14 protein-coding genes and 1 pseudogene are annotated in these 16,333 nt (G+C 43.3%); 12 read left to right on the forward strand and 3 right to left on the reverse strand.

The genetic code is table 11. From position 1 onward, the window contains the following. Positions 1–103 precede the first annotated feature (103 nt). A complete protein-coding gene (locus tag HGG78_RS11685; protein WP_053311520.1) occupies positions 104–1,693 on the forward strand; it encodes an ABC-F family ATPase in 1,590 nt (529 codons plus the stop codon). 144 nt (positions 1,694–1,837) lie between these two features. Here HGG78_RS11685 and HGG78_RS11690 read toward each other — a convergent pair whose 3' ends face one another. Then, positions 1,838–2,656 (reverse strand): formate dehydrogenase accessory sulfurtransferase FdhD, encoded by an 819-nt coding sequence (locus HGG78_RS11690; protein WP_172532977.1) that lies wholly within the window; start codon positions 2,654–2,656, stop codon positions 1,838–1,840. Between the two features lie 212 nt (positions 2,657–2,868). Between HGG78_RS11690 and HGG78_RS11695 the strand changes: the two genes are divergently transcribed. The 11 genes and pseudogenes from HGG78_RS11695 (at position 2,869) to cobB (ending at position 13,978) form a co-directional block, all read left to right on the forward strand. Continuing rightward, positions 2,869–3,333 carry a DUF3305 domain-containing protein gene (locus HGG78_RS11695; protein WP_053311522.1) on the forward strand — a complete coding sequence of 155 codons (465 nt, stop codon included), beginning with the start codon at positions 2,869–2,871 and terminating at the stop codon, positions 3,331–3,333. After that, on the forward strand, positions 3,317–3,766 hold the full coding sequence (locus HGG78_RS11700; RefSeq protein WP_338326136.1) for a DUF3306 domain-containing protein: 450 nt from the start codon (positions 3,317–3,319) through the stop codon (positions 3,764–3,766). Before HGG78_RS11695 ends, HGG78_RS11700 begins: the two co-directional genes overlap by 17 nt. A 188-nt stretch (positions 3,767–3,954) precedes the next feature. After that, positions 3,955–5,616: a 4Fe-4S binding protein gene (locus HGG78_RS11705; protein ID WP_172532978.1), complete on the forward strand. Its 1,662-nt coding sequence runs from the start codon at positions 3,955–3,957 to the stop codon at positions 5,614–5,616. Between the two features lie 83 nt (positions 5,617–5,699). Next, positions 5,700–6,275: a TorD/DmsD family molecular chaperone gene (locus HGG78_RS11710; protein WP_172533001.1), complete on the forward strand. Its 576-nt coding sequence runs from the start codon at positions 5,700–5,702 to the stop codon at positions 6,273–6,275. 108 nt (positions 6,276–6,383) lie between these two features. Continuing rightward, entirely contained in the window at positions 6,384–6,584 is a 201-nt protein-coding gene (locus tag HGG78_RS11715) for a twin-arginine translocation signal domain-containing protein (RefSeq protein ID WP_172532979.1), read from the forward strand. Between the two features lie 12 nt (positions 6,585–6,596). Further along, positions 6,597–9,452 (forward strand): formate dehydrogenase subunit alpha, encoded by a 2,856-nt coding sequence (locus tag HGG78_RS11720; RefSeq protein WP_172532980.1) that lies wholly within the window; start codon positions 6,597–6,599, stop codon positions 9,450–9,452. 11 nt (positions 9,453–9,463) lie between these two features. Continuing rightward, positions 9,464–10,072: a formate dehydrogenase FDH3 subunit beta gene (fdh3B, locus tag HGG78_RS11725; RefSeq protein ID WP_053311528.1), complete on the forward strand. Its 609-nt coding sequence runs from the start codon at positions 9,464–9,466 to the stop codon at positions 10,070–10,072. A 14-nt stretch (positions 10,073–10,086) separates the two neighbouring features. Continuing rightward, a pseudogene (locus HGG78_RS11730) lies at positions 10,087–11,061 on the forward strand (formate dehydrogenase subunit gamma); the annotation flags it as partial. Between the two features lie 73 nt (positions 11,062–11,134). Continuing rightward, entirely contained in the window at positions 11,135–11,551 is a 417-nt protein-coding gene (locus HGG78_RS11735) for a hypothetical protein (protein ID WP_053311590.1), read from the forward strand. 313 nt (positions 11,552–11,864) lie between these two features. Further along, on the forward strand, positions 11,865–13,085 hold the full coding sequence (locus HGG78_RS11740) for an ammonium transporter (protein ID WP_172532982.1): 1,221 nt from the start codon (positions 11,865–11,867) through the stop codon (positions 13,083–13,085). 155 nt (positions 13,086–13,240) lie between these two features. Further along, positions 13,241–13,978, forward strand: a complete 738-nt coding sequence (gene cobB, locus HGG78_RS11745; RefSeq protein ID WP_172532983.1) for a Sir2 family NAD+-dependent deacetylase — start codon at positions 13,241–13,243, stop codon at positions 13,976–13,978. Between the two features lie 76 nt (positions 13,979–14,054). Here cobB and HGG78_RS11750 read toward each other — a convergent pair whose 3' ends face one another. Together HGG78_RS11750 and HGG78_RS11755 are read right to left on the reverse strand one after the other, a co-directional pair. Next, a complete protein-coding gene (locus tag HGG78_RS11750) occupies positions 14,055–15,092 on the reverse strand; it encodes an extracellular solute-binding protein (RefSeq protein WP_172532984.1) in 1,038 nt (345 codons plus the stop codon). Between the two features lie 124 nt (positions 15,093–15,216). Then, a complete protein-coding gene (locus HGG78_RS11755; protein ID WP_168522203.1) occupies positions 15,217–16,251 on the reverse strand; it encodes an extracellular solute-binding protein in 1,035 nt (344 codons plus the stop codon). Positions 16,252–16,333 lie beyond the last annotated feature (82 nt).

Genomic DNA, 16,333 nt, shown 5'->3' on the forward strand with positions numbered 1-16,333 from the left:
TGGCAGGCTGTTTTGCAAACAAAAACATCGCTTGCAGTTCAGAGCTTGAACAAGTAACGTTGCGCAGTTTTTTACACAATTCACATTTATTAAGGTACTGGTTTTGATCTCCACCGCAAATATCACTCAACAATTTGGCGCTAAGCCACTGTTTGAAAACATTTCCGTTAAGTTTGGCGAAGGTAATCGCTATGGCCTGATTGGCGCTAACGGTTGTGGTAAGTCAACATTTATGAAGATTCTAAGCGGAGAGCTTGAGCCTTCGAGTGGTAATGTTAGCTACGACCCGAATGAGCGCGTAGCGAAACTGAATCAGGACCAGTTTGCTTACGAAGAATTCACTGTTATTGACACCGTTATTATGGGTCATAAAGAATTGTGGAAAGTAAAGCAAGAGCGTGACCGTATCTATTCTCTTCCTGAAATGAGCGAAGAAGACGGCATGAAGGTTGCTGACCTTGAGACCGAATTCGCTGAAATGGACGGTTACATGGCCGAGTCTAAAGCGGGCGAATTGTTGCTTGCTGTAGGTATTCCTGTTGAACAGCATTTTGGTTTGATGAGCGAAGTGGCTCCAGGTTGGAAACTGCGTGTGCTATTGGCACAGGTTCTGTTTGCTGACCCGCATATCATGCTACTTGACGAACCAACCAACAACTTGGATATGGATACTATTCGCTGGCTAGAAGATACCTTGAACCAGCGTAACTGTACCATGATCATCATCTCGCACGACCGTCACTTCCTCAACAGCGTATGTACTCATATGGCTGACTTAGATTACGGCGAGCTACGTGTTTATCCAGGTAACTACGACGAATACATGACAGCGGCATCGCAAGCGCGTGAGCGTCTGTTGTCAGACAATGCGAAGAAGAAAGCACAGATCGCTGAGCTTCAAACGTTCGTCGCGCGTTTCTCTGCAAACGCATCAAAAGCAAAACAAGCCACTTCTCGTGCTAAACAGATCGATAAAATCCAATTAGATGAAGTGAAAGCGTCAAGTCGTCAAAACCCATTCATTCGTTTCGAGCAGTCTAAAGAGTTATTCCGTAACGCATTGGAAATTGAAAACCTAACTCAAGGTTTTGAAGATGACCTGTTCAGTAACTACAGCGCCATTTTTGAAGTGGGTGAGCGTGTTGCAATTATTGGTGAAAACGGCGTGGGTAAAACAACGTTGTTGAACACATTAGCAGGTGTCATTGAACCACGCTCTGGTTCATACAAATGGTCAGAAAACTCTAACATTGGTTATTATGCTCAAGATCATGCGCATGATTTCGCTGAAGACATGAACTTATTTGATTGGATGAGTCAATGGCGTCAAGAAGGTGATGATGAACAAGTGATTCGCAGCTTCCTTGGCCGTATGCTCTTCGGTCAAGATGATATCAAGAAATCAGTCAAAGTGATTTCTGGTGGTGAGCAAGGGCGTATGCTACTTGGTAAAATCATGATGCATAAACCAAACATGTTGTTGATGGATGAACCAACCAACCACATGGATATGGAGTCAATTGAATCATTGAACAATGCATTAGAAATTTACAAAGGCACACTGTTCTTCGTTTCACATGACCGCGTGTTTGTAGATTCATTAGCAACCCGTATCATTGAAATTCGTGACAATAAGATCACTGACTTCAAAGGTACTTACGCTGAGTTTTTAAACTCTCGCAGCAATAGCTAATAAATCAGTTTTACGCTTAACCTCTATTTCTAATAGGTTAATTTCCCCAAACTACTTGGCGTTGCAGGTAGGAAGGGTATAGCGAGGAAAACGAAATAGCCCAGTCGAATACTGGGCTATTTTTTTTAGATTGAATTGATAAGCTTAGCCTTTTACATCAAAGCTGATTTTTTCGGCACCGGTAAAGACTTGAAAACGTAGCCCCTTAGCACGAGCGATAGTGGTAATGCCAAATTGCTTGGCTAAATCTAGCCCCATTTGCGTCACACCAGAACGAGACAGCAATACAGGAATACCCATTTGCGCGACTTTAATCACCATTTCAGACGTTAGCCGCCCCGTGGTGTAGAAAATTTTATCCTCACCACTTTGTTGATTCAGCCACATTTCGCCAGCTAACGTATCAACAGCGTTATGACGACCAACATCTTCAACAAAAGAAAGCACCTTGTCACTTTGACAGATGGCACAGCCATGAACAGCTCCCGCTTTTTTATAAGTGTCGTTATAGTGGGTAAGAGCCTCTAAGGCCGAGTAAATCTCTGACTGTTTAAGTGGGGTTTGTGGCACTTGGTAGTTTTCAAGTTGTTTCATCACGTTGCCATACATCGTGCCTTGTCCACAGCCAGAGGTGACGGTTTTTTTCTTTAACGCTTTATCCAAATGATCAATATTTTCTTTAGTAATCACCGCGGCCGAATGAGTTTGCCAATCAATAATAATCGACTCAAGCGCGGTAGGATCAGATATAAAGCTTTGGTTTTTCAAGTAACCAAGCACCAATGATTCAGGACGAGATCCTAACGTCATCAAGGTCACAATTTCTTTCCAATTTAACATTACGGTTAATGGCCGTTCACAGGCAATTTGCTGAGTCAGTTTTTCACCGTATTCATCAAACACTTCTACTTCTATGGTTTGTAAAGGGTTCTCGCTAGTTTTAATTATGGTTGGCTTACCCACTGTGTGATCCTATTTATTGGAGTGAATGATCAAATCTCTGACTGCGTTTTGACAAGCAATTATTATTCCACTGTTTAATGAAAATAAGGCCACTAGAAATTGGATAAAGTCTAATCTTTAATACAGTTGTGAAGAAGACAAGTACGCTATGCTGAATAGGTGGCGTAATTCTTGCTGTTACGTGTTTAATTAATAACTTAAGTAGGTGAGACATGTCTACATCTTCATCAGAACTTCTAGGCGCAGGAAAGAGTGATTTCTTATGGCCAATCGAATGCGACCTCATTGCACATGACATTACCGCTGGTATGTGGGTGACGAAACAATGGCAGCTTGTAGGGTTCAATCTCCAACCGACCGCGGTATCTTCTACAATTTCACTCTTGGAACTCTACCGAGATGAAAGGAGTGACTACCGTTTTAATTTAAGCTCTCAGCAACCCAAGCTATTTCTCGTTTTAGAAAATATTGACACCGACCAAGAGCCGAAAATAGTCAAACTAACCGCCTCACAAAACGTCGCTTCACGCTATATGGATGGCGACTACCTGGTACTATCCAACGACATGCCACTTGCAGTACAAGCATGGATGGAAGCTTTTATTGGGCGTCATGGTGAGCTATTAGAACAGCGTCGTAAAAAACGTAAAGGAGCAGGGCGTGCCAGCGGAAACTAAAGGATTTTTATCAAGATGGTCACAGCGAAAATTGTCTGAGGCCGAACCTGAATCTGAAATTGATCTCAGTGGGGAAGAGTCGATTGATCTCAGCATAACTCAAGAAGAGGAAACAACTTCGTCAGACAACGAAAACAGCATCGCTACACTGTTGACCTCTACAGCAGAGGCCAGTGTTAAGAAAGCGGCATTGCGTCAATTGTTTTTAAATGGCGATTTTAGTGAAATCGATATGTTGGATGATTACAACCAAGACTTTAATCAAGTCAGCAACCTGTCGACAGAAGTCGTTGCAAAACTTCGCGACTGGATGAATGAAGAAAACGAGGAAACCAACGACGAGAACATCGCTGATGCAGAAAATGCAGTTGAAGGGGATGAAATTATAGTAGAAAACGCTCAACAGCTGACAGAGACAAAAAATACCACATAAATTGTCGGTACATTTTGACTTACTCACCATGAGTCATTACCGAGACAAAATGTCGCACTTTATGTATGGGTTTACTATCACAATGCTCTATTTTTATTAATCCTCTGATAAATAAGTAAATTAGTTATGGAATGGTATTTGCTAAGTTCATATTAATCGAACATCAGTGTTCTAAATGGAACTGAGCAATGCTAAAACAATTCTTACAGCAAGCGACATCAAAAAATGGTAACGCCCGTGCGTATGCCATTGAACATACGGTTGAACTCACCAATTTGATCCCTCCGACCGTAAGTTATGAAAGTGGCGGTCATACTCTCATTCTAGGCCCTACAGCCATCATCATTCGTACCGCAGAGCAACTGTCGAGTATGACCTCACTGACACTTCTTTCTATAGATGGTGAACCTGGAACACATCCTAACCTTTATTTTGCCGACACGGTTGAAGTGTCGGGTTTTCTCGGTGCGTTTCAAGTTAATGTCGAAAATCGTGGTGCAAGTCATAATCTTGCTAAAGTGGCGATTGCGCTCGACTGTTTTGATATTGTTCTCGACTTGTCTTTGAACGGTTTTATGACAGAAGAAGTGCCTGTTCCCGGTTATTATCCGGTTGGTCGTGGTTATCCAACCTTGGCAGATGCGCTTAGTGAAATTCCAACGCTAATGGGCACCTTTGATAAACCAAAATATTTTCGCCTCGATACTGATCTTTGCGCCCATAGTTCACGTGGTGTAAAAGGGTGCGAGCGATGTGTTGATGCTTGTCCAGCTGGAGCCTTGACCAGTGAGGGTAATGATAAAACCGGGCACCATATCCAAATTAATCCTTACCTTTGTCAAGGTATAGGAACTTGTGCGACATCGTGTCCAACAGAAGCTATCCATTATGCATTACCAAATCCAACTGATACGCAAAAGTTTGTAGAACGACTTTTAGCTAACTATGAGTCAGCTGGCGGTATCAACCCAATTGTATTGATCTGCAGTTCTCGCCATGAAAGCTATAACCTAATGGCATTACAAGCCTTACCAGATAACGTCATTCCCGTTATCGTTGAAGAACTTCCATCTGTGGGTATTGATACTTGGTTTGCTGCGCTTGTTAATGGCGCAAGCCAAGTGCTGTTTGCAGCTAGCCGTCACATGCCTGAAACCATTATTCGTATTCTTAATCAAGAAGTGGAAATGGCTCAAATTCTGCTTACACAACTTGGTATTGCAAAAGAGAGCGTTGATATTCTTTATTTAGAAACACTGCGTGAAGGGCCTCCAACATTAATGGACACGTCTTTTGATCTCGCTTTAGGGGATTTAGAAGGTAATAAACGCCAACGGCTATTTACCGCACTTGACGCCTTAGCGACATCTCGTATTCCTGAAGATAACATAGTGGCACTACCCAGCACTGCATCTTATGGGAAAGTAAGCTGCAACACTCAAGATTGCACACTTTGCATGAGTTGTGTGGCGGTTTGTCCAACCCGGGCACTGCATCATTCGGGGGATTCGCCAACCCTTCATTTTATTGAACAAGACTGTATTCAATGTGGTTTGTGTGCCAAAGCCTGTCCAGAACAAGCGTTATCACTGACGCCACAAATGAACTGGAATAAAGCGTCTCGTCAACAAGTCCAAACGCTCCATGCCGAAAAACCTGCCGAATGTTTACGCTGCCATAAACCTTTTGCCCCGCAATCGATGATCACCATGCTGCAAAATAAGTTACGTGGTCACTCTCAGTTCGCAGATGCTGCAGCACTTAACCGTATTGCGATGTGTGAGGACTGCCGAGTGGTCGATATTTTCGAAGGTATGGCAGAAGATCCACACCAACAGTTGAACTACTAAGGATAACTAACGTGGAACACAAAACAGACGACTTAACTCATTTAGGACAATCAGTACGTTTTGATATTTATCTACTGCTTGCAATGCTGCTTAGACAAAAACCGAGCGCAGAGTTAATGGATTTTCTCACTCAGTTAGACATTGAAAATAACGATACTGATATGGCAAAAGCATGGGTCGAGTTAAAGAACTCAGCCAGTCATGCTGTTGATACCGATGACGAATTTCAAAATCTCTTTATTGGTATTGGCCGCGGAGAAGTCGTTCCATTCGCCTCTTGGCATCTGACTGGTTCCTTAATGGAAAAGCCACTTGCACAACTAAGACAAACCCTACTTACACTTGGTTTTGAAAGAGCTGAGGGTGTGAAAGAGCCTGAAGATCATATCTCTGCAATTTGTGAAGTCATGAGCTATCTATGCGAACAGCCAGAAGAGCAGCAGAAAATGTTTTTTAATCAGCATATTGGGCCTTGGTTTAGCAAATTAGTTGAGCAAATAAGGCAAGCAAATCATGCCAAGTTTTACCTCAGTGTGGCCAATTTAATGGACACCTTTTTAACTATTGAGCAGGTGAAATTCACCCAAGCTCCTGAAGGCGCGAAGACCGCCATCAAAATTGATGTGAAAAATTTAACAGACTCACTTCAGAGTCACTAATTTATATACCCAAACCACTTGGAGTTACAGGTAGAAAAGGTATAGCAAAAGAGATGCGTCGTTAGCATCCATAGATAGCCGGTTTAAAACGGGCAGAGGAAGCATTCAATGAAGAAAGATAAAGAAGTTGATAACAGCCGTCGAGACTTACTCAAAGGGCTAGGTACAGCAGCTGTCGTGGGAGCAGTGGTATCAGGCACTGCTCAAACAGCAGTGGCTTCTGAACATGTGGTTCCAAACAATGGTGATGTAAAGAAAAATGGTTACCACGAAACTCAACATATTCGTGATTATTACGACACTCTGTAGGAGCAACTGACAATGAAATTATCAAAACGCTCCGATAGCGTAATGAAAGAGCATGACAAACTAGGCATTAGTCGTCGTGCTTTTATGAAAAACAGCTCATTAGCGGCTGGTGGTGCGGTTGCAGGCGCGGCTTTATTTACTCCCGGCATGATGAAAAAAGCACAAGCTAAAAGTGTTGATCCTACGGTAAAAACTGAAGTGAAGCGTACTATTTGCTCTCATTGCTCGGTGGGCTGCGGTATTTATGCCGAAGTGCAAAATGGGGTCTGGACAGGTCAAGAACCTGCATTTGATCACCCATTTAATGCTGGTGGACACTGCGCTAAAGGCGCTGCCCTGCGTGAACATGGCCATGGTGAAAGGCGCTTAAAATACCCAATGAAACTTGAAAACGGCAAATGGAAAAAACTGTCGTGGGATCAAGCAATAGAAGAAATTGGCAACAAAGTATTAGACATTCGCAAAGAATCTGGGCCGGACTCCGTCTATTGGTTAGGCAGCGCGAAACACAGCAATGAGCAAGCCTACTTGTACCGCAAAATGGCTTCATTATGGGGTACCAACAACGTCGATCACCAAGCTCGTATTTGCCACTCAACAACGGTTGCTGGCGTTGCAAATACATGGGGCTACGGTGCCATGACAAACTCATTTAATGACATGCATAACTGTAAATCGATGCTATTCATTGGCTCAAACCCAGCAGAAGCGCACCCGGTTGCAATGCAGCATATCCTGATCGCCAAAGAAAAAAACAGCTGTAAAATCGTGGTCGCGGATCCTCGTCGTACGCGCACAGCAGCAAAAGCGGATCATTTCGTATCACTACGTCCTGGTAGTGATGTTGCCTTTATTTGGGGCGTGTTATGGCACGTATTCCAAAACCAATGGGAAGATAAAGAATTCATTCGCCAACGCGTATTTGGTATGGATGAAATTCGTGATGAAGTCGCGAAATGGACACCAGCCGAAGTCGAGCGTGTAACAGGTGTTAGTGAAGAAGAAGTCTACCAAACTGCAAAAATACTCTCTGAAAATCGCCCTGGATGCATTGTTTGGTGTATGGGAGGTACGCAGCACACCACAGGTAACAACAACACTCGTGCTTACTGCGTCTTGGAGTTAGCTTTAGGTAATATTGGTAAATCTGGCGGCGGTGCAAACATTTTCCGTGGTCACGACAACGTACAAGGTGCAACTGATTTAGGTGTGCTATCTGATACCTTACCTGGCTATTATGGCCTATCTGAAGGCGCATGGCGTCACTGGGCAAAAGTATGGGACCTTGATTTCGAATGGATAAAAGATCGATTCGACAGCGGTACTTACGGCGGTGCGACACCAATGAATACCTTTGGTATTCCGGTTTCTCGCTGGATCGATGGCGTGTTAGAGAACAAAGATAACATTCAGCAACGTGAAAACATCCGCGCTATGTTCTATTGGGGTCATGCGGTTAACTCGCAAACCCGCGGTGTTGAAATGAAAAAAGCGATGCAAAAACTGGATATGATGGTGATTGTTGACCCGTATCCAACCGTTGCCGCTATTATGAATGATCGCACTGATGGTATTTACCTTCTGCCTGCGACCACTCAATTTGAAACCTACGGCAGTGTCACGGCTTCTAACCGTTCGATTCAATGGCGTGATCAAGTTATTGAACCTCTTTTTGAGTCAAAACCTGATCATGAAATCATGTACTTGATGAGTAAAAAGCTCGGTATCTCCGAGCAATTATTCAAAAACATCCGCATTGAAAACAATCAACCGCTTATTGAAGACATCACTCGTGAATTCAATAAAGGAATGTGGACTATCGGTTATACCGGTCAAAGCCCTGAGCGTTTAAAAGCACATCAACAAAACTGGCATACCTTCCATAAGACGACATTAGAAGCAGAAGGTGGGCCTGCTAATGGTGAAACTTATGGTTTACCTTGGCCATGTTGGGGAACGCCTGAAATGAAACACCCTGGCACACATATCCTTTACGACACGTCTAAACCAGTAGCTGAAGGTGGCGGTAACTTCAGAACACGTTTTGGCGTGGAATTTGAGGGTAAAAGTTTATTAGCCGTCGATAGCTATTCTAAAGGCTGTGAAATTGAAGATGGTTACCCTGAGTTTACTGATAAGCTTCTAAAACAATTAGGGTGGTGGGGTGACTTAACCGCACAAGAACAAGCTGCGGCAGAAGGCAAAAACTGGAAGACTGACTTGTCAGGTGGCATCCAACGTGTGGCGATCAAACACGGCTGTATTCCATTTGGTAATGCAAAAGCTCGCGCCATTGTATGGACATTCCCAGACCGTGTACCTTTGCACCGGGAGCCACTGTATACCCCTCGTCGTGATTTAATTGCTGATTACCCAACATGGGATGACAAAGACGCAATTTTCCGTATGCCAACTTTGTATAAATCGATTCAACAGCAAGATAAATCTAACGAGTATCCGATCATCCTAACATCAGGCCGTTTGGTTGAATACGAAGGGGGTGGTGAAGAAACACGTTCAAATCCATGGCTTGCCGAGCTACAACAAGAAATGTTTGTTGAGGTAAACCCCAAAGATGCCAATGATTTAGGCTTCAAAGATGGAGAAATGGTTTGGGTTGAAGGGGCTGAGAAAGGCAGAATTCACGTCAAAGCCATGGTAACTCGTCGTGTCAAACCAGGCATGGCATTCATTCCATTCCACTTTGGCGGTAAGTTCCAAGGTGAAGACCTACGCCATAAATACCCTGAAGGCACCGACCCATATGTGATCGGTGAGTCAGCAAACATTGCTACAACCTATGGCTACGACCCTGTAACACAAATGCAGGAAACCAAAGTCACTCTCTGTAACATTCGCAAAGCGTAAGGAGCTTACAAATGGCTAGAATGAAATTCCTTTGTGACACCAAGCGCTGCATCGAATGTAATGGCTGTGTCACCGCATGTAAAAATGAAAATGATGACGCACTTGAGTGGGGTATTCAACGTCGCCGAGTCGTTACATTAAACGATGGTGAACCAGGAGAAAATTCGATCTCAGTGGCTTGCATGCATTGTACTGACGCACCTTGTATGGCGGTTTGCCCAGCAGACTGCTTTGAGCACACTGAAGATGGAATTGTGCTCCACAATAAAGACCTGTGCATTGGTTGCGGCTACTGTTTGTTTGCCTGCCCGTTTGGTGCGCCTCAATTTCCTAAACAATCAGCTTTTGGTGAACGCGGGAAAATGGACAAATGCACATTCTGTGCTGGTGGGCCAAATACCGAGCCTGGTTCAGAGGAAGAGCGTAAAAAATATGGTGCAAACCGTATTGCTGAAGGCAAATTACCGATGTGCGCCTCATTATGTTCAACAAAAGCTTTGATTGCTGGTGACGCAGAGAAAGTCTCTGATATTTTTCGACAACGTGTCGTAGAACGTGGAGCAAAAGGCGCTGGTTGGACAGACGGTGAAGACCTTTCCTACGACGCTAGTAAAAGCTAAAGATGGAGAGGAGTATGTTACAACGCATAAAACGTGCAACTCTCGCTATGCTGCCTGTACTGGCAGCACTAGCGATGCTATGTTCACCGCCGAGCTTTGCTAAAGATGAAACCACTCCTGTGGTTGAAAGAGAAATGACGCAATTAGCTGGTGCTGATTTTTGGCAACAGGTGAGGCAAGGTGAGGTGGGGTACACCACATCGCAATCACCAGAACATGGCATGTTGATCAGCGCCCCTGGGGAGGCATGGTTTTTACTGAAAGAAAAATGGATGTCTCCTGCGGGCGCTATCGCCATTTTCGGTAGTATTACCATGGTCATTTTGGCGTATGTGGTAGTTGGACCAATCATGCTCAGCGCTCCACGAACGGGTAAAAAGATCAAGCGCTGGTCTCGATGGGACCGAGCATTACACTGGAGCATGGCATTTACCTTTTTAACTCTCGCATTTAGCGGCCTAATGTTGGTTTACGGTAAGCACTTCTTAAAACCGTATGTACCAACTGAGCTATGGGGGTGGGTGATTTTCGTTGCCAAACAATACCACAATTATATGGGGCCTCTATTTTTTATACTGCTGATATGTATGTTATTAAAATGGTGGCGTAAATCATTGTTTAATCAGACAGATATTAAATGGTTCATGAAATTCGGTGGGATGGTTGGCAAGTATAAAGGAAGTCACCCTTCGGCTGGGTTTTCTAATGGGGGTGAAAAGGCCATTTACTGGTTATTGATTGTCTTTGGTGCAGCGGCAGCAATCAGTGGCTTGATATTGGATTTTCCGATCTTCGGGCAAACGCGACGTGACATGGAGTTTTCAAACCTTATGCACATGTTCTCAGCGCTTATTTTAATCTGTGGCTTTATCTTCCATATCTATATTGGTTTATTTGGAATGGAAGGGGCATTAGAAGGCATGGTTACGGGTGAAGTCGACGAAACCTGGGCTAAGGAGCACCATGATCTATGGTATGCCGAAATACAAAATGCAGATGATAAAGGCACGGAAAGCAGTGATGAGCCAGTGAAAGAGGGAAAAGCCCATGAACAATAACGTTATGAGCAATAACCGAAAAAGCATATGGTTTGTCTATATTGCAAGTTTACTCACACCTTTTACTTGTTTAATTTCAGGGGTGATTGCCATTATTTATGCAGGATATCGGCTTGATAAAAATCAAGATGGTGAGGTTGCTAATTCCCATTATTACGGTCTTATTCGTAGCTTCTTTTTGTACCTGACATTCTTTGTTGTACTGCTAGTCACCGTTGCCACTTCAAATGGCGTTTTGGTTGGGCTCAATGACTATTGGTATAAAAGCTCATGGATTGACACGATAAGTTATGTAATCCCTATCATCGGTGCCGTATTTGCTTTATTAGCCATCCTAGTTTGGCTTGCTAGAATAGTACAAGGTATGCAGCAATTGAGAAATAACCAGCCTCATCAACCCTCTAAAGGGCCAAATCTATAATCTATAAGCCCAGTTTCATGCTGGGCTTTTTTACGCCATATATTAGTGCGCATCAAAAAAGGGCGAACGATCCAAGTTAGTGCAATGGGTGAGATATATCATCCATTTCGACAATAAGCCTAATTGATACATGTAACTAATAATTCAATATTATTCATTGGGTTAGCTTGCATTTTATTTTTATTGATTCATCTATCTATTTTCGGAACAAATCTTGCTGAAAAGCTGGCTAATACAAGCATTTCCCCGATTTGGTGAAGTGATAATCAAGTAGCACAGGATTGGTGCGCAACATTGATGGAGAATCACTAAGATGACTCAAACCGTAAGTCAGGTACAAGGTGCTGTACAAGCCCTGACCCAAAGTTCAGATACCCTTTTTTTATTACTCGGTGCAATCATGGTGTTTTTAATGCACGCCGGATTCGCTTTTCTGGAAGTAGGAACCGTTCGTAAGAAAAACCAAGTGAATGCCTTGGTGAAGATTCTTGCTGATTTCGGGGTTTCAACCATCGCCTACTTTTTTATTGGCTATTGGGTGGCATACGGTGCGAACTTCTTTGCTGATGCGCAGACGCTTTCTCAAGGAAATGGGTATGAATTGGTTAAGTTTTTCTTCTTATTGACTTTTGCAGCAGCGATACCTGCGATTGTTTCTGGTGGTATTGCTGAAAGGGCGCGTTTCTATCCTATTCTCATAGCAACTTTTTTTACTGTCGGCCTAGTTTATCCTTTCTTTGAAGGCATGATTTGGAATGGAAACTTTGGTGTCCAGAATTGGTTTGAAGTTCAATTTGGCGCAGGGTTTCATGATTTTGCAGGATCGGTCGTTGTACATGCTGTCGGCGGTTGGATTGCACTAGTTGCAGTCATATTTCTTGGCATGCGTAAAGGACGGATTCGCGCAGGAAAACACACCAACTTTGCCCCCTCAAATATTCCATTTTTAGCGTTGGGTGCATGGATTCTTTGTGTCGGTTGGTTTGGCTTTAACGTGATGTCAGCCCAAACACTTAATGGTATTAGTGGTCTCGTCGCCATGAACTCCTTACTTGCGATGACCGGTGGTATCTTAGCGGCACTGATTGCTGGTAAAAATGACCCAGGCTTTATCCATAATGGTCCTTTGGCTGGTTTAGTTGCCGTTTGTGCCGGCTCAGATTTGATGCATCCACTTGGTGCACTCGTGACTGGTGCTGTGGCTGGCATACTGTTTGTCTGGTTATTTACTCAACTGCAGAATAAAACAAAAATCGATGATGTACTCGGCGTATGGCCCTTGCACGGTGTATGTGGTGCTTGGGGGGGAATTGCTGCCGGTATTTTTGGGCAAACCGCTTTGGGAGGCCTTGGGGGCGTAAGTTTGACCGTACAGCTACTTGGAACACTGCTAGGTATTATTGTCGCTGTTGTTGGCGCGGCCATCGTTTATGGCACGTTAAACGCGGTGACAGGGTTACGCCTCTCAGAAGAAGATGAATTTAATGGTGCAGATTTAGCCATTCACAAAATCTCATCTCTCAACGAAGATTAATCATATCGAGCGAGGTGAAGGGTTACTTTCACTTCGCTTAAGTCACAAAATTAGCCAAATTCATAGCCGTTTTATACTATGGTCTAATCCTCAAAACTATTGTTGTTATTGCATCAGTGCTAAGCTAGCAAGAAAGTGAGCAATAAGGACATCGCATGAATTTCCCCTACAAAAATATTGTCATCCTCACTGGCGCTGGTATTTCAGCCGAATCAGGCATCAAAACTTTCCGAGCTCAAGACGGATTGTGGGAAAACCACCGAATTGAAGATGTTGCCACGCCAGAAGGTTTTGCACGCAACCCTGATCTTGTTCAAGACTTCTACAACCAACGACGTCGTAAACTCCAATCTGATGCCATCCAACCGAACGCAGCGCATATCGCCTTGGGTAAGTTAGAACAAGCGTTAGAAGGGAAAGTAACAATCATTACCCAGAACATTGATAACCTCCACGAACGAGGAGGCAGCACCAATGTAATTCATATGCATGGCGAACTGCTAAAAGCGCGCTGTAGTGCTTCTAATCAAGTCATTGAACATAAAGATGACATATTGACAGGCGAACTTTGCCATTGCTGTCAGTTTCCAGCACAAATGCGGCCCCATATTGTCTGGTTTGGAGAAATGCCATTGCGCATGGGAGATATCTACTCAGCGCTCGAAGAGGCCGATCTCTTTATTTCTATTGGTACTTCGGGCGTTGTTTTTCCAGCCGCAGGTTTTGTGCATGACGCAAGAATGCACGGTGCACATACTATCGAAATCAACCTAGAGCCAAGCGCAGTTGAAAGTGAATTTGAAGAAAAGCGTTATGGAAAGGCCAGCATCGAAGTTCCACAATTGGTGGAAGAGCTATTGGCGCTAGAAATGCCAAAAAAGAAACACGCCTAAATGAGGGCATGTAAATTGTTGCTATAACAGAAAAGCGGCATCAAGCCGCTTTTCTGTTTCTTAAATAAAATTTGAACTAATTGTTTACTTTTAACTTTTGGAAGTATTCATCATAAAGCACATTCGCTTCACCCACTTCATCTTGCCAACTACCACTATCCATTACTGACTGCGGAGGGAAAATGTTGGGATCATTAGCGAACTCTTTTGGCAATAACGGATACGCGGTTTTAACTGGCGTCGGGTAACCTATTTCTAGGGCAATTTTCGCTGCGTTTTCAGGGCGTAATAAAAAGTCGATCATCTTATGAGCCGCTTCAATATTTTTTGCCCCAGAAGGGATAGCTAAACTGTCCATCCAGAAAATTGCCCCTTTCTCTGGCCAGATAATATCAATGGATGCGCCTTCTTGGCGTGCCATGTAAGCCGAACCATTCCAAAGCATCCCTAATGAGACTTCACCCGCCAAATAAGGGTTAGCCGGGAAGTCGGAATTAAACACTAGTACGTTAGGAATAAGTTTCTTCAGTTCTTCGTAAGCCGCTTTAATTTCTTCTGGGTTGGTGGTATTGGTTGAATAACCTAATTTACTCAGCGCAATGTGGAAGACTTCTCGAGCGTCATCCATCATCATCAATTGACCTTCCCATTTTGCATCCCATAAATCACCCCAATTCTTAATCGATGACTTATCTAGCATATCAGTATTAATACCAATGCCGGTTGCGCCCCAGATGTAAGGAATTGAATATTTGTTATTTGGGTCAAACGGCTTGTTCAGGTAATTAGGATCGAGGTCAGCAAAGTGTGCGAGTTTAGAATGGTCGATTTCCTGCAGCATCTCTTCTTTACGCATTTTCGATACAAAATAGGTAGATGGAACCACTAGGTCGTAACCCGAGCCTTGAGTTTTCAATTTAGCGTACATGCTTTCATTGGACTCATAGGTTGAATAGATGACTTTGATGCCGGTCTCTTTAGTGAAATCTTCTAGTACGTCATGGGGGATATATTCAGACCAGTTATAGAAATAAAGTTCTTGGTCTGCAGCCATTGCGGGGGTAGTGAATAGAGTCGCGACGCATAGTGCGCCTGCATATAATTTACTTTTCATTACGGTTCCATTTTAGTCGGTGCCAAAGCTAACTAGGCAAGAGTGCGTGATGCGAAAGCACAAAGTATATCATTTTAAACGAAAATAGGCAGCGAATGCTGCCTATTTCCTACTTTTTAACGAATTATTGGCCAGCTTTTAGCTTCATGAAGTACTCTTCATATTTTACAGTCTTGTCACCGACAGCCGCTTGCCACTCAACTCGATCTAAATCTTCTTGAGATGGGAACAGAGCAGGGCTGTCTTTAAATTTCTCATTAGAAGCTTTCACACCAGTTAAATAGCCAGTGTCACGAGAAATTTGCTCAGCGATTTCAGGACGAAGCAAAAAATCGATCATCTTGTGTGCTGCTTCTACGTTTTTCGCACCAGAGCTGATGGCGAAGTTATCAACCCAACCAATACCACCTTCTTTAGGGAAAACTAGCTTAATGGGTAAACCTTCATTTTGCGCAGCAGCAGCAGAACCATTCCACAACATACCTAAGCCTACTTCACCAGAAAGATAAGGTGCAGCAGGGTTGTCTGAGTTAAAGACCAATACATTTGGCATTAACTTTTGTAGTTCAGCGTAAGCTTCATCGATTTGTTTTTCGTCTGTTGTGTTACCAGAATAACCTAACTTGCGAAGTGCAATATGGAAAACTTCACGAGTGTCGTCCATTAGCATCAACTGACTAGCTAGTTCCGGTTTCCAGAGATCACCCCAACTTTGGAAGTCGTTAGGATCGTACATATCAGTATTAACGGCTAGGCCAGTGATAGCAACTACGTGTGGAATCGAATAATCGTTATTAGGATCATAGGGTTTATTTAGATAGTTGCTATCAAGGTTTTGGAAATTACTTAATTTCGATTTATCGATCTTTTGTAGCATGCCTTCATCGCGCATTTTTGACACGAAGTAGGTAGATGGAACCACAAGATCGTAACCTTCATTGTGTGTTTTTAGCTTTGCATACAAAGTTTCATTCGACTCATAAGTTGAATAAATCACTTTGATGCCGGTCTCTTTAGTAAACTGTTCTAAGAGGCTGCTATTGATGTACGGCCCCCAGTTCATGAATACTAGTTCCTTGTTTTCGTCCGCTGTTACTGCTCCAGAGAACAAAGAAAGCGCACATGCACTACCAGCTAATAGAGTAGCCCATTTTTTCATTGACGTTAGCTCCAAACCAAACGTTGCCTACGTTGTAGGCGTTAGATAGAAAAACAGAATGACTGACTGCCATTCTGTTTCG

Source organism: Vibrio aestuarianus (genome assembly GCF_012395185.1).
GTDB lineage: Bacteria > Pseudomonadota > Gammaproteobacteria > Enterobacterales > Vibrionaceae > Vibrio > Vibrio aestuarianus.

Bases quoted from the DNA above. Each gene is read 5' to 3' on its own strand.
- HGG78_RS11695 (WP_053311522.1), top strand. From the start codon at position 2,869: ATGTCTACATCTTCATCAGAACTTCTAGGCGCAGGAAAGAGTGATTTC.
- HGG78_RS11705 (WP_172532978.1), top strand. From the start codon at position 3,955: ATGCTAAAACAATTCTTACAGCAAGCGACATCAAAAAATGGTAACGCC.
- HGG78_RS11710 (WP_172533001.1), top strand. From the start codon at position 5,700: ATGCTGCTTAGACAAAAACCGAGCGCAGAGTTAATGGATTTTCTCACT.
- HGG78_RS11715 (WP_172532979.1), top strand. From the start codon at position 6,384: ATGAAGAAAGATAAAGAAGTTGATAACAGCCGTCGAGACTTACTCAAA.
- HGG78_RS11720 (WP_172532980.1), top strand. From the start codon at position 6,597: ATGAAATTATCAAAACGCTCCGATAGCGTAATGAAAGAGCATGACAAA.
- fdh3B (WP_053311528.1), top strand. From the start codon at position 9,464: ATGGCTAGAATGAAATTCCTTTGTGACACCAAGCGCTGCATCGAATGT.
- HGG78_RS11735 (WP_053311590.1), top strand. From the start codon at position 11,135: ATGAGCAATAACCGAAAAAGCATATGGTTTGTCTATATTGCAAGTTTA.
- HGG78_RS11740 (WP_172532982.1), top strand. From the start codon at position 11,865: ATGACTCAAACCGTAAGTCAGGTACAAGGTGCTGTACAAGCCCTGACC.
- cobB (WP_172532983.1), top strand. From the start codon at position 13,241: ATGAATTTCCCCTACAAAAATATTGTCATCCTCACTGGCGCTGGTATT.
- HGG78_RS11750 (WP_172532984.1), bottom strand. From the start codon at position 15,092: ATGAAAAGTAAATTATATGCAGGCGCACTATGCGTCGCGACTCTATTC.
- HGG78_RS11755 (WP_168522203.1), bottom strand. From the start codon at position 16,251: ATGAAAAAATGGGCTACTCTATTAGCTGGTAGTGCATGTGCGCTTTCT.